Source organism: Bacillus sp. FSL R5-0434, assembly GCF_038004745.1.
In the GTDB taxonomy this organism is placed as follows: domain Bacteria; phylum Bacillota; class Bacilli; order Bacillales; family Bacillaceae; genus Bacillus; species Bacillus halotolerans.
On sequence record NZ_JBBORV010000001.1, the window covers coordinates 2,818,543 to 2,830,847 of the forward strand.

Annotated in this window: 14 protein-coding genes and 1 other annotated feature; of the genes, 3 read left to right on the forward strand and 11 right to left on the reverse strand. The window is 43.9% G+C overall.

The genetic code is table 11. From position 1 onward, the window contains the following. Nucleotide 1: 1 nt before the first annotated feature. From araA to NYE43_RS14680, 3 genes are all read right to left on the reverse strand, one after another. On the reverse strand, nt 2–1,492 hold the full coding sequence (gene araA / locus NYE43_RS14670) for an L-arabinose isomerase (RefSeq protein WP_101860148.1): 1,491 nt from the start codon (nt 1,490–1,492) through the stop codon (nt 2–4). Between the two features lie 181 nt (nt 1,493–1,673). Next, complete coding sequence (gene abnA / locus NYE43_RS14675) at nt 1,674–2,645, reverse strand: arabinan endo-1,5-alpha-L-arabinosidase AbnA (RefSeq protein ID WP_101860147.1); 972 nt, start codon at nt 2,643–2,645, stop codon at nt 1,674–1,676. A 197-nt stretch (nt 2,646–2,842) separates the two neighbouring features. Further along, nucleotides 2,843–3,928, reverse strand: a complete 1,086-nt coding sequence (locus tag NYE43_RS14680; protein ID WP_024122431.1) for a M42 family metallopeptidase — start codon at nt 3,926–3,928, stop codon at nt 2,843–2,845. Between the two features lie 187 nt (nt 3,929–4,115). Here NYE43_RS14680 and ysdB point away from each other — a divergent pair, with 187 nt between their 5' ends. After that, nucleotides 4,116–4,508 (forward strand): sigma W pathway protein YsdB, encoded by a 393-nt coding sequence (ysdB, locus tag NYE43_RS14685; RefSeq protein ID WP_024122432.1) that lies wholly within the window; start codon nt 4,116–4,118, stop codon nt 4,506–4,508. Nucleotides 4,509–4,524: 16 nt separating this feature from the next. On the opposite strand, the gene NYE43_RS14690 is transcribed toward ysdB, so the two are convergent. The 4 genes from NYE43_RS14690 to infC are packed head-to-tail and all read right to left on the reverse strand — an operon-like array spanning nt 4,525 to nt 5,973. Further along, on the reverse strand, nt 4,525–4,794 hold the full coding sequence (locus NYE43_RS14690) for a DUF1294 domain-containing protein (RefSeq protein WP_024122433.1): 270 nt from the start codon (nt 4,792–4,794) through the stop codon (nt 4,525–4,527). Nucleotides 4,795–4,847: 53 nt separating this feature from the next. Further along, nucleotides 4,848–5,207 carry a 50S ribosomal protein L20 gene (rplT, locus tag NYE43_RS14695; RefSeq protein ID WP_003222420.1) on the reverse strand — a complete coding sequence of 120 codons (360 nt, stop codon included), beginning with the start codon at nt 5,205–5,207 and terminating at the stop codon, nt 4,848–4,850. Between the two features lie 31 nt (nt 5,208–5,238). Continuing rightward, nucleotides 5,239–5,439 (reverse strand): 50S ribosomal protein L35, encoded by a 201-nt coding sequence (gene rpmI, locus NYE43_RS14700; RefSeq protein ID WP_003222418.1) that lies wholly within the window; start codon nt 5,437–5,439, stop codon nt 5,239–5,241. Nucleotides 5,440–5,451: 12 nt separating this feature from the next. Further along, complete coding sequence (gene infC / locus NYE43_RS14705; protein WP_071543361.1) at nt 5,452–5,973, reverse strand: translation initiation factor IF-3; 522 nt, start codon at nt 5,971–5,973, stop codon at nt 5,452–5,454. A 57-nt stretch (nt 5,974–6,030) separates the two neighbouring features. Beyond that, nucleotides 6,031–6,161, reverse strand: a sequence feature (ribosomal protein L20 leader region). 727 nt (nt 6,162–6,888) lie between these two features. Between infC and NYE43_RS14710 the strand changes: the two genes are divergently transcribed. After that, nucleotides 6,889–7,536 carry a hypothetical protein gene (locus tag NYE43_RS14710; RefSeq protein WP_151174426.1) on the forward strand — a complete coding sequence of 216 codons (648 nt, stop codon included), beginning with the start codon at nt 6,889–6,891 and terminating at the stop codon, nt 7,534–7,536. 30 nt (nt 7,537–7,566) lie between these two features. Here the strand turns inward: NYE43_RS14710 and lrgB are convergent, their stop codons facing one another. From lrgB to lytS, 4 genes are all read right to left on the reverse strand, one after another. Continuing rightward, nucleotides 7,567–8,262 (reverse strand): antiholin-like protein LrgB, encoded by a 696-nt coding sequence (gene lrgB / locus NYE43_RS14715; RefSeq protein WP_038954251.1) that lies wholly within the window; start codon nt 8,260–8,262, stop codon nt 7,567–7,569. 21 nt (nt 8,263–8,283) lie between these two features. Beyond that, on the reverse strand, nt 8,284–8,724 hold the full coding sequence (gene lrgA, locus NYE43_RS14720) for an antiholin-like murein hydrolase modulator LrgA (RefSeq protein WP_095714238.1): 441 nt from the start codon (nt 8,722–8,724) through the stop codon (nt 8,284–8,286). Nucleotides 8,725–8,858: 134 nt separating this feature from the next. Continuing rightward, the gene (locus NYE43_RS14725; RefSeq protein WP_024122438.1) at nt 8,859–9,584 is read right to left on the reverse strand and encodes a LytR/AlgR family response regulator transcription factor; all 726 of its coding nucleotides are present in this window, start codon (nt 9,582–9,584) and stop codon (nt 8,859–8,861) included. Continuing rightward, nucleotides 9,562–11,343 carry a two-component system sensor histidine kinase LytS gene (gene lytS, locus NYE43_RS14730; protein ID WP_101860144.1) on the reverse strand — a complete coding sequence of 594 codons (1,782 nt, stop codon included), beginning with the start codon at nt 11,341–11,343 and terminating at the stop codon, nt 9,562–9,564. Before lytS ends, NYE43_RS14725 begins: the two co-directional genes overlap by 23 nt. 173 nt (nt 11,344–11,516) lie before the next feature. Here lytS and NYE43_RS14735 point away from each other — a divergent pair, with 173 nt between their 5' ends. Continuing rightward, nucleotides 11,517–12,302, forward strand: coding sequence for an HAD family hydrolase (locus NYE43_RS14735; protein WP_038954252.1), 786 nt, complete (start codon nt 11,517–11,519; stop codon nt 12,300–12,302). Nucleotides 12,303–12,305: the final 3 nt, after the last annotated feature.

Consider the following 12,305-nt stretch of genomic DNA (forward strand, 5'->3'; position numbering starts at 1 on the left):
TCTACTTTTGAAGCCTGTAAAGCGCCTCGTTCCATTTCAATTCATGTTTCAGCTTGTGAATCGATGTATCGCGAGAAATCAAGATACTTTCAACCCCCGCCATTTCCGCCCAATCCATCAATTGCTCCGCTGTCAATTCGTAAGACAAGCAGGTATGGTGTGCGCCGCCGGCTAAAATCCATGCCTCTGCCGCTGTTTTTAATGAAGGCTCAGGCTTCCAGAGAACGCGGGCGACAGGCAGATTCGGCATATCTTTCTCGATTTCCTGTCCGTTTACCTCATTGAGCACGAGACGGAAACGCCCTCCGATATCAACCAGACTCGCTTGAATGGCTGATCCGCTGATGCCATTGAATACAAACCGCGCCGGGTCATCCTTGCCTCCGATAGACAGCGGATGTACTTCAATTTTCGGCTGATCCAAAGCAACTGTCGGGCACACCTCAAGCATGTGTGAGCCAAGAATCATTTCATTTCCAGGTTCAAAATGGTACGTATAGTCTTCCATGAAGGACGTTCTTTTACCTTCAGCCATGATTTTCATCATCCGGACGAGAGCAGCCGTCTTCCAATCACCTTCTCCGGCGAACCCGTAGCCTTTTTCCATCAGCCTCTGAACGGCCAGCCCAGGCAGCTGTTTCATTCCGTGCAGCACTTCAAATGAAGTCGTAAAAGCCGTGTATCCGCCTTGTTCAAGAAAAGCGGTTAGACCAAGTTCAATTTTCGCCTGTTCTTTAATGGACGCTATCTTTGCTACGTCTCGTTTCGTTTCCTCGCTGATGACATAAAGCTTGTCATACTCTGCATAAAGTGTTTCGACCTCATCGTCAGAAATTCCATTCATCACTTCGACAAGATCCCCGATGCCATAGCCGTCAACCTGCCAGCCGAACTGGATATGCGCTCCCACCTTGTCTCCGTCCGTTACTGCAACATGGCGCATGTTATCTCCGAATCTGGCAACCTTGATATGTCTGCTTTCATTTAACGCAGCCGCCGTATTCATCCACTGAGAAATTTCTTTCTTTACCTCTTCATCATCCCAATAGCCCGCGACAACTTTACGGCTCAGCCCCATACGAGAATTGATGTACCCGTACTCGCGGTCGCCATGTGCGGATTGGTTGCTGTTCATAAAATCCATGTCAATCGTACCCCATGGAATATCGCGATTATATTGAGTATGCAGATGCATAAGCGGTTTTTGATAAGAGGAAAGGCCTTCTATCCACATTTTTGCAGGAGAAAATGTGTGCATCCATGTAATAATACCGGCGCATGTCTCACTGTACTCCGCTTCTCTTAACAGCTGTCTGATGGTTTCCGAGGAAGTTACAACAGGTTTATGCTTAATTTTATATCTGGAAGAAATGCCGCTAAGCCCCTCACAAATGCTTTTTGCATGCTGGTCTACCAGCTGCAGCGTTTCTTCTCCGTATAGATGCTGGCTTCCTGTTACAAACCAGAATTCATAATCTCTTGTCTGAAGCATGTTAACTGCCCCTTTCTTATAAAATAAAACGCTTCCAATTCTAAATTGATAGATACGTACTAATAAACAAAAACTAGTGAATTATCATTAATTTGTACGAACAACTTCATTATAGTAATTCAGTAGGATACTGTCAATCTTTTCTTTTAAAAAAAGCCAGGTGTTCACCCGGCTTATCAGTTTAATAGGACGGCCAGCCCGAACTCCAATTCAAATCATTGATTAGTAGCTTGGGAATGCCGTTATCTTTCGCGTCATAGGCATGGCGCACAAGTATGTTTCCATTTACAATATCCTGACCTCCAGGCCCTTTCCATTGATCATTGCCGGAATCTAAGATGGTGCCCCCTCCTTCCAGCATGCTTTTTCCGCTTTTATCAAGATAAGGCCCTGTTATGCTTTTAGATCTCCCATAAGCAATTTTGTACGTACTATTTACCCCGTCACAGCATTTATCAAATGAAACCATTAAATAGTAGTAACCATTTTGATACGTGAGGGTAGGAGCCTCCAGCGCTCCGCTATTACTCGGTCTCGACGCAATGGAATAAAGCGATCCGGTAGGCTTCATCGTATTCTTATCCAGCTTGGTCAGCTTGATTCCGCTCCAAAATGAGCCGAACGCAAGCCACGGATTGCCATCCTTGTCAAAGGTGAGTTCCGGGTCGATGGCGTTATAATTATCGGAGCTCGTCGACCGGATCACCAGGCCTTCGTCTTTCCAGCTTCCCGAGCTGATGCTTGTTGAAGAAGCAAGGCCTATGGCAGAGACATTTTTTCCGAAAGAAGAAACTGAATAATACAGCCAGTACTTTCCGTTATAATATTGAATGTCCGGTGCCCACTGGTTTTGGCCGTAATTCGGCACATAAGTGGACCACCATGATAAAGGTGTGCTGAAAATCGATTTTTGCACGGTCCAATTTTTAGCATCCGACGATTTGAGAACCCGCAGCCCCCTTTCTTCCGTAAGGCCTGTTCCAAACGCGTACCACGAGCTTCCCTCTTTGATCATCGTTGGATCATGAAGCAGTTCATTAGATGCTCCCCAAAATGCAGCGGATGCCGGAGAAGCGGAAGTCAATAACAAACCCGCCGTCAGAGCAGCACTCGAAAAGTGAAAGAACCGTTTCCATGCTTTTTTCTTTTTCAATTTTTTCAAACCTCCCTTATTTTAGAAAGCGCTTACAAATTGTGAAATTGAATCCTCCTTTCCTTACAAATGAGCTGCATCTCGTACGTGATCAGGTTCAGGAATTTTTCGGTATCTCCTTTATTGTAGTCACTCCACCAAAATTTGTACAGACAAAAAAATAGAATCCGCCTCACAAGGCGGATTCTTCCGTATCTTTATTGGTACGTAATATCGTCAACCGTTTGCCGATCTAACTTCTTAATGACTTCGGTGATTAATTTTACCGCATTTTCATAATCGTCACGATGCAGCATGGCAGCGTGCGTATGAATGTATCGTGTTGCAATGGTAATGGACAGCGCCGGAACACCGTTTGCCGTCAAATGAATGGACCCGGAATCAGTTCCTCCGCCGGCGATCGCATCAAATTGATATGGAATGCCTGCTTCTTCTGCTGTATTGACAACTAAGTCACGAAGTCCTTTGTGGGAGACCATAGATGCATCGTACAGAATAATCTGCGGCCCTTCTCCCATTTTGCTTTGCGCTTCCTTCTCAGAAATCCCTGGCGTATCTCCGGCTATTCCTACATCAACACCGAAAGCAATATCAGGCTGTATCGTGTGCGCAGAGGTCTTCGCTCCTCTTAGGCCAACTTCTTCTTGGACAGTTCCAACGCCATACACAACGTTTGGATGATCTGTGTCTTTTAAATTCCTCAAAACATCAATGGCGATCGCACAGCCTATACGGTTGTCCCACGCCTTTGCTAAAAGAAATTTTTCATTGTTCATGACCGTGAATTCAAAATGCGGAACGATCATATCACCTGGGAGTACGCCCCATTCCAATGCTTCCTCACGGCTTGAAGCCCCAATATCAACGAACATCTCTTTGATATCGACCGGTTTTTTTCTCGCTTCAGCAGATAAAATGTGCGGTGGCTTAGATCCGATAACACCTGTGACCTCTCCCTTTTTCGTCACGATGGTGACACGCTGAGCCAGCATGACTTGAGACCACCAGCCGCCGACAGTTTGAAAACGGATAAAGCCTTTATCGGTGATTTGTGTCACCATAAAGCCGACTTCGTCCAAATGCCCGGCAATCATAATTTTCGGACCGTTTTCTGCACCTGTTTTTTTCGCAATTAAACTGCCAAGCCGGTCAGTTGTCACTTCATCAGCAAATGGTTCTATGTATGATTTCATCACTTGCCTGACTTCTCTTTCATTTCCCGGAATGCCTTTTGCATCAGTTAATTCCTTCAGCATGGTTAACGTTTCATCCAATTTTGCCATGATTCCAAAAACCTCCTTCATCTGTCCTGCATTATTATTATACAAAACCTGACGGCAACCATACGACTATTTCACTTAAAAAGCGGGTATATCTTTTTTAACAAACTTCTTTTAGAAAAAGTGAAACCTTTTTCTATGCTCTACGTATTACATCAGATCATCACAATGAGGGAGGTGCCTTCACACAATGTTTATCATGGTTCTCCGGATTTTATTGCTTGCTCTATTTGCTTACTGTATTTATGCCTTGGTCAAATATGTCGCAAATCCAAAGAGAAGACTGAAGCTGGCCCAATCAAAAGAACTTTTTTATATTATCGATGAACAGAACAATACCCGAAAGAACTTTCAATTGACGTATAAAGGCGTGCTTTTTGAAGGAGAAAAGCATATTCCTTCCAAGGATCATCCATTGTTCATCCACACCATCTTTGTATGGACGGAGTCTCCTGAGAAGCTAAAAAACTTTTCCGCAAAAGATTTTGAGAATATTGAAGAAAAAGTACTGGAACGATATCCGGATTGTAAAATTGACTGGGATCTGCCCATTAAACTTGCAAAAAAAGCAGAAGAGCGGTAAACGCTTTTCTGCTTTTTTATAAATCAAACGGACTGTAATAGATGCCGATCAACACCGCTTCAATCACCAAAAGAAACGGCACACCGTATTGAAATGATGCGTGCTTCGTTTTATGTCTGAAGGTCTGCATGCCGAGCCAGACACCAAGCGCTCCAAACACGATGGCGATCAGCCACAGCCGGTTTTCAGAAATTCTCCATTTGTGGCGCTGCGCTCTTCGTTTATCTGCGCCCATCACCCAAAAACCGCACAGATTGATCAGAACTAGATATACAGCAATTATCATGTTGCCTCATCCTTTATATAAAAAAGCCGCTCTCTAAGAGCGGCTCTATATCATTATTTGTTTAATTGAGCTTTAGCAGCATCAGCAAGCTGATTGAATGCAGTAAGATCGTTTACAGCAAGATCAGCAAGCATTTTACGGTTTACTTCGATACCAGAAAGCTTAAGACCGTGCATTAAACGGCTGTAAGAAAGACCGTTCATGCGAGCAGCTGCGTTGATACGAGTGATCCAAAGCTTACGGAAATCACGTTTTTTCTGACGACGGTCACGGAAAGCATAGTTTCCAGATTTCATGACCTGCTGGTTAGCTACTTTGTATAATGTATGTTTTGAACCGAAATAACCTTTTGCTAATTTAAGAACCTTTTTACGACGCTTACGTGTAACAGTTCCGCCTTTTACTCTTGGCATTAAATTTCCCTCCTAATTGTTCCTTGTCCGATTACTTGATGTTAGCAAGCATTTGTTTGATACGTTTGAAGTCTCCTGCACTTACAACAGCACTCTTGCGAAGCTTACGCTTTTGCTTTTGAGATTTGTTGGCGAATAAGTGACTTGTGTATGCATGAGAACGTTTTAACTTCCCAGAACCTGTCTTTTTAAAACGTTTAGCAGATCCGCGGTGAGTTTTCATTTTTGGCATGGGATTTCCTCCTTATTGCTTTTCGTTTTTCGGCGCGAGCATTAAGAACATGCTGCGGCCGTCCATTTTTGGTTTTGTTTCGACTGTCGCAACCTCAGCACATGCTTCAGAAAAACGGTCTAGTACACGCTGGCCGATTTCTTTATGAGTGATTGCGCGTCCTTTAAAGCGGATAGAAGCTTTCACTTTATCGCCTTTTTCAAGGAATTTAATCGCATTGCGCAACTTCGTGTTAAAGTCGTGCTCATCGATTGTCGGGCTTAATCTAACTTCTTTTAAGTTAATGATTTTTTGATTTTTGCGTGCTTCTTTGTCCTTTTTCTGCTGCTCGAATCTGAACTTTCCGTAGTCCATGATGCGGCAGACAGGCGGTTTTGCATTTGCTGCAACTAACACAAGGTCAAGATTTGCGCGGCCGGCTATTTCAAGTGCTTCCTGACGGGACTTGATTCCAAGCTGGTCGCCATTTTGTCCGATTAAGCGGACCTCACGTGCACGGATACCCTCATTAACCAATTGATCTTTGCTAATAATGAGCCACCTCCATAGTTTCTTCGAATTGATTCACAACTCTTTTGACTGCATTCTGCAGGCAAACAAAAAGTGCGGGCATTATAAAACACCCACACTACGAACATCTGTATCAATAAAAATGTACGGTCAACCTGCCAACTACATGAATGTGTCAATCAGGTGAGAAGCGGGTGCTTCTGCTTGTGATTTATATTCAATTCAATAACTATTCTACACAATGCCGGATGTTTAGTCAAGGATGACTTATCCGGAACAACTTTCTCATTGTAACATGGGTTATTTATGAGTGCAAGAGAGAAAAAGAAAATCTTTTATTCTTATCCAGAATGCAGTGTTCTGAACCCTCCTGCCAATCATGAAGAATTTTGTTAAACAGCATCGGCTGAGCCAGCGGCGCTCCATGGCAGTTCCCTGGAAACATAGCGTTCTCGAATTTTCATTCATCTTTGCGATTTCAGCTGCGATGCTTACATCACTTTTCTTTCTTTTTCCCCGACTGTCACCAGCAGGCTGGCACTGGTTTGTCTGAGCGAATCGGGTATCGTACATGTCATATTAGTATTTGATAAAGCGTACCTGCGCTCATTTGACTGCTTACTTTATAGTATGTTTCGAATCGGCTGGCATGAAGATAAAGCATTTTTGTCTGAGTCTGGAAAAGATCAAAACGGCGCCACAAATGTTGAAAATAGCTGATTTGATCTTCCCGCATCCAGCCGCTGACACCCCCGCCATAAATAAAAATCAGAAGTTGCGGATGCTCTGCACCAGATTCTGTTATATGAAGATCAATATACTACCCCATCCTTCTCCTTATTTCGCAGTTTATCAAAAACCACATATAGGAAAAAACGCTAAACAAAGTGAACCTCATACTAAAAAAGCCGATATAAGAACCAGAAGGGAGTCCGACACATGAACAAACCGATTCAGCTTACTCTATTTTTGACATTGATAGTAACCGGCTGCTCCAATAGCAACAGCATATCTTCAGAGCCAAAAGAAGAGACTGTTATCACAGCCGCAGCGTTTCATGAAAACAAGCTGGAGAAAGAGCTGAAAAACCTAAAACCCGTTTCATTGAAAATGGTGAATCCGCTCGCAACTGAATTAGGAAAGGTGAAGGCGAAGGAAGAAGCAGAGAAACAAAGGCAAATCGCTGCAGCGAAAAAACGTGAAAAAGAGCAGAGAGCGAAACGAAAGAAACAACAGGAGGAAGAAGCGGAACGGCAACGATTGGCACGGGCTGCAGCAGAGAGACAGCGAGCAGAAAGACAAGCTGAGCTTGAAAGGCAGCGTCAGGCAGCACTCCAAAAACAGCAGGAAGCGAACGCCGAAAAAAAACGGCAAGCCCAGGCACAGCGTCAGCAGAATGAGGCATCCTCATCTAACAGCCAAAATGCGCCATCTTCACCGAGCCAGACAGATGATGCCATTCAACAGCCGGCTTCAGAGCTTCCTGATGACGACGGCTATGGTTATGAAGAACGAAAAAAGTGGCATGACGATCAAGTGGAATGGGGCATTAAACAGGGATATATCGATCCGGAAGACGCACCATAAAATAGAAAAAGCCAAGGGTTCAACCTTGGCTTAACCTCCGATCAGCTGCACGAACACAGGAATGACCAGAACCGTTACGACCCCGACAACGACAACAGCGATACTTGCCATCGCGGCTTCGACTTCACCCATCTCGATCCCGACAGCTACACCGAGTGCGTGTCCGGACGTTCCGAGAGCCAACCCTTTCGAAATGGGATTCTTCACTTTAAATACTTTTAAGAACAAAGCGCCGAGCGCATACACAATGACGGCGTTAAAGATAACAGCAAAAGCTGTGATATCGCTGATGCCGCCAATATCTTTTGATAAAGGAAGCGCAATCGCCGTTGTTGCCGCCTGCGGAAGCATACTTTTCATAACAGCCTCATCAAGGTGAATCCCTTTTGCAAGCAAATAGACAATCGTGACAGAGCAGATAGAGCCTACGATAATGGAGGACATAATTTGCCACCAGTATTTTTTCAGTTTATCTCTTTGTTTGTACAATGGAATGGCAAAGGCAATCGTCGCGGGTTCCAAGAAAAACTTAATGATTTCTCCCCCGTTATTATAGTCAGCGTAAGAGAAACCGCCGATTTTCAAAAATGCAATCCCTAGCACCATCGCAACAAACAATGGAGTGAAAAGGAAGAACCCTTTTGTTTTTTTAAATAAAAAGGTGCCAATGCCGAAAGCGGCCAGTGATACGACAATTCCGAAATATGGACTCATTGTGCTTTCCATTTCATGAACCTCCTGCTTCTCTTAATGATGAACAAGTTCGTTTTTCTTCTGCGGGGACTGTACTGTTTTTGCTTTTATGTCATCAGCAGTCTTGCGTTTTCCGCTCAGTGTAAGAATAAGCTGAGAAAACAATCCTGTTGCCCCCAATAAAATAATCGTTGCGAGAAGAATGACAAGGACGATTTGCAGGCCGTATTGCTGCATCACACCAAGAGAATTCATAACAGATATACCTGATGGAACAAATAAAAATCCAATCAATGAGGTTAAAGACGCTCCGAGCGTTTCTACTTGTTCCAGTTTAATCACTTTCAAACATAATAGGAGAAATAATAAGACCAAACCTACAACCGACGCCGGTATAGGAATTGGGACAAAAGCGGCAATCATATTGGAAACCAGCATAATGACGGCAAAAATAAATGCTTGTGTTAAAAATCCGTACACTTTTTTAGCACTCATTTTCTTCACCTCTTTCTCTTTTGTACCCTCATTATAAATAAGAATCCCTCTCTATTAAGCGCTTACATGATAACTTGCCGAATATTAAAGATGAGTTGCAGCATAAAAAGGATGAAATACAAAAAGCCGCCCCATCAAATATGGAGCAGCTTTTTTAATTCCTTGGCATATGTCCGGCTGACCGGTATTTTCGATCCGTCTTTCATGATCAGATTATAGGTGGAATTAAACCATGGCTGTATCTCTTTGATGTACTCAGTATTAACGACAAAGCTTCGATGGACGCGGAGAAAATCAGTTTCCGGCAGCTTTTTTTCAATGACAACGAGCGTATCATTGACTGAATAAGATACATCAAAGGTTTTTACATGGACATGGCCGTCTTCGGTTCCCGCAAAGATTATATCCTTCGTATCCACAATCACAATCGATTCACCGACAGATAAGGCTAATTTATGCTGGCTGGCATGGCTGATCTGTTCTGGTTCATCAATCTCCCGCTTTACCTTTTTATACTTTTTCATTGTTTGCCGAACCCTTTCTTCATCGAAAGGTTTGGTTAAGTAATCAAGAGCGTCCACTTCAAAAGCTTTAAGTGCATACTGGTCATAGGCCGTCGCAAACACAATAGCCGGGGGGTTCTTCATATTCTTTAATCGTTTTGCGATATCAAAACCATTCTCTCCGGATAAGTCAACGTCTAAAAACAGCAAATCAGGCTTTTGATCCATCATTTGGTCAAACGCTGATTCAATATTTTCCGCTTCATTGATTTCTAATTCCTCATTTGTCCTTTTGAGTAAATAAGCCAGTTCATCTCTTGCCAGAATCTCATCATCAACTATTAACACCCTGAGCATGTTCTTCTCCCTCTTTCATTTGTTGCATAGGTACATGAAAGGAAACCTCTGTCCCTTTTTGTACCTCACTCTTGATATGTAATGCAGCCTGCTGCCCGAATAAACCGATCAGCCGCTGATTCAGATTATAAAGCGCAGTCCCTGTTCCTTCCTTAGAAGGCAGCGGTTTATTCCCCAATTCCGGCAAGACGTCCGGCGGAATTCCGCGCCCATTGTCCGTGACCTTCATATAGACGGATGACTCGTCAGATAAGACACAAACCGTTACCTTGCACATGTCTTGTTTTTTTGGAAATGCGTGCCGTAATGCGTTTTCAACAAGCACCTGCAAGACAAACGGAGGAATCTCAATTTGTTCCAGCCTGCTGTCAATATCAAGCTCAATCTTATATTTCCCGGGAAAACGCGCCTGTTCTAATGACAGATAGGCTTGAAGATGGTTCAGCTCCTTTGAAAGCGGGATCAGCAGCTGTCTTGCTCCCTGGAGATTAGAACGAAAGTACACGCTAAGCTGCAGCAAAAGCTTACGGGTTTTTTCAACATCTGTCCGGCATAAAGCAGAAATCGTATTGATGGCATTAAATAAAAAATGCGGGTTAACCTGTGCTTGAAGCGCTTTGATTTCCGCATCCTTCAGAAGCTTGCTTTGCAGTTCGGCTTCACCGAGCTCAAGCTGTGTCGAAAACAGCATGGCCAGCCCCTCGGCAAGCTCCTCCTCTACCTGACTGAGGCCGGCCGGGCTTTTAAAATACATTTTTAACGTTCCGATTGTGTTGCCGTTTGATGTCAAAGGCAGTACAATCGCCGCGTGCAAAGGGCATTCCGAATGGGTGCATTCAATCTCTTCCTGTGAAGTAGCCTTCATGATACGCCCTGTTTTAATTACCTTTTTAGACAGGCCTGTGATCAGGCTTTTAGATGGGATATGATGGTCCATTCCCGCGCCGACATGCGCAAGTATTTTCTCATTGTCCGTCAGAGATACCGCATCCGTTCCGGTCATCTTATGGATGATGGCCGCTACACTTTTACAAGAGCTTTCATTTAACCCTTGACGGAAAAAAGGAAGCGTCTGATCGGCAATGGTCAGCACCCTGTGCGTTTCAAGCGCCCTTGCCTGTTCTTCCTTGCGAATAATGGCTTGAATAATCGACAGGAAAATAAAGCTGCCTGTTCCGTTAATGAGGATCATCGGAATCCCGATCATGCTGACAAGCTCCCAAGCATCATTGAACGGCTTTGCCATCAGCAAAATAATGACCATTTGCAAGGTCTCCATACCGATCCCGACGAGGGCTGCGATACGCGGTGTCGGCATTCGATAGCGCTTCGTAAAATACCTGCCGATCCACCCCGCAAGAAACCCTGCTAAAACGGATGAGACCGCACAGCTTAAAGCCGTGCTGCCGCCGAGCGAAAAACGGTGAAGGCCTGCTAATAAACCGATTCCCGCTCCTACAAACGGCCCGCCCAAAAGCCCGCCTATTTCCACGCCCAAAATACGGGTATTTGCAATAGAGCCCGACGGATCTATTGTAAACACCCAATCATTATTCACAATCATATGTTTTTGAATTTCGATGCCGGTATAATTGCTGATGATGCTGAAAAGAGAAAAAATAGAAATCAATACAGCTTTTCCTTTGTAGCCCTCCGGATTTTGAAGTGCCTGTCTGAAAAGTTTAGTGTGGGCCAGAATAAATCCCAATATAACGATAATCCCTACCCTTTCCAGCATCATGATCATTAATTGAATCATCTGTGTCACCTGTTCTTTCCCATTTCATTTTATCATTTTTTCGGCAAACCGTTTCATGGCTGACTGTTTTTTTAAAATCGTCTGAAAACATATTTCACAAGACTTTTATCTATTGTAGAATAAACATGAGCCTTTTGGCAGAAAGAATTGAATCTGAAGCAGAGGAGAAGATCATGAAAGCCGTATTTTTTGATTTAGACGATACACTACTTTGGGATGAGAAAAGCGTCAGAACAACATTTGCAGAAACATGTTTACAGGCCGAGAAAAAATATGGTCTTGACCCTGAGGAATTCGAAGCAGCTGTTCGGGAAGCGGCGAGAGAATTGTACATGTCTTACGAGACATACCCTTATACGGTGATGATCGGCATTAACCCGTTTGAAGGGCTGTGGTCAAATTTCTCCGAGCCGATCAGTGAAGGATTTCAGAAGCTGAATAAGATTGTGCCGGAGTACAGACGAAACGCATGGACAAACGGCCTGAAAGCGCTTGGTGTCGACGATCCGGCATATGGTGAATATTTGGGAGAGTTTTTTGCAGCGGAACGCCGAAAACGCCCGTTTGTTTACGATGAAACATTTGATGTGCTTGATCAATTAAAAGGAAAGTACGAGTTGTTGCTTTTGACTAACGGCGATCCGAGTCTGCAAAAGGAGAAGCTCGCCGGCGTGCCTGAGCTCGCCCCTTATTTCAATGAAATTGTCATCTCAGGCGCTTTTGGCAAAGGGAAACCTGATGCTTCTATTTTCGAGCATTGCCTGCAGCTGATGAAGATCCAGAAAGAGGATGCCATCATGATCGGCGATAACCTGAATACAGACATTTTAGGCGCTTCCAGAGCCGGTATCAAAACCGTATGGATCAACCGGACGGATAAGAAAAATGAAACAGAAGTGACGCCTGATCACATCATCAGCAGCCTTCATGATTTGTTTCCTATTTTAGAACATAAATAAAAA

Excerpts from the sequence above, each read along its gene's own strand:
- NYE43_RS14735 (WP_038954252.1), top strand. The coding sequence starts at position 11,517 with ATGAAAGCCGTATTTTTTGATTTAGACGATACACTACTTTGGGATGAG.
- NYE43_RS14680 (WP_024122431.1), bottom strand. The coding sequence starts at position 3,928 with ATGGCAAAATTGGATGAAACGTTAACCATGCTGAAGGAATTAACTGAT.
- lrgA (WP_095714238.1), bottom strand. The coding sequence starts at position 8,724 with ATGAGTGCTAAAAAAGTGTACGGATTTTTAACACAAGCATTTATTTTT.
- NYE43_RS14690 (WP_024122433.1), bottom strand. The coding sequence starts at position 4,794 with ATGATAATTGCTGTATATCTAGTTCTGATCAATCTGTGCGGTTTTTGG.
- lytS (WP_101860144.1), bottom strand. The coding sequence starts at position 11,343 with ATGATTCAATTAATGATCATGATGCTGGAAAGGGTAGGGATTATCGTT.
- NYE43_RS14710 (WP_151174426.1), top strand. The coding sequence starts at position 6,889 with ATGAACAAACCGATTCAGCTTACTCTATTTTTGACATTGATAGTAACC.
- lrgB (WP_038954251.1), bottom strand. The coding sequence starts at position 8,262 with ATGGAAAGCACAATGAGTCCATATTTCGGAATTGTCGTATCACTGGCC.
- ysdB (WP_024122432.1), top strand. The coding sequence starts at position 4,116 with ATGTTTATCATGGTTCTCCGGATTTTATTGCTTGCTCTATTTGCTTAC.
- NYE43_RS14725 (WP_024122438.1), bottom strand. The coding sequence starts at position 9,584 with ATGCTCAGGGTGTTAATAGTTGATGATGAGATTCTGGCAAGAGATGAA.
- araA (WP_101860148.1), bottom strand. The coding sequence starts at position 1,492 with ATGCTTCAGACAAGAGATTATGAATTCTGGTTTGTAACAGGAAGCCAG.
- rplT (WP_003222420.1), bottom strand. The coding sequence starts at position 5,207 with ATGCCAAGAGTAAAAGGCGGAACTGTTACACGTAAGCGTCGTAAAAAG.
- rpmI (WP_003222418.1), bottom strand. The coding sequence starts at position 5,439 with ATGCCAAAAATGAAAACTCACCGCGGATCTGCTAAACGTTTTAAAAAG.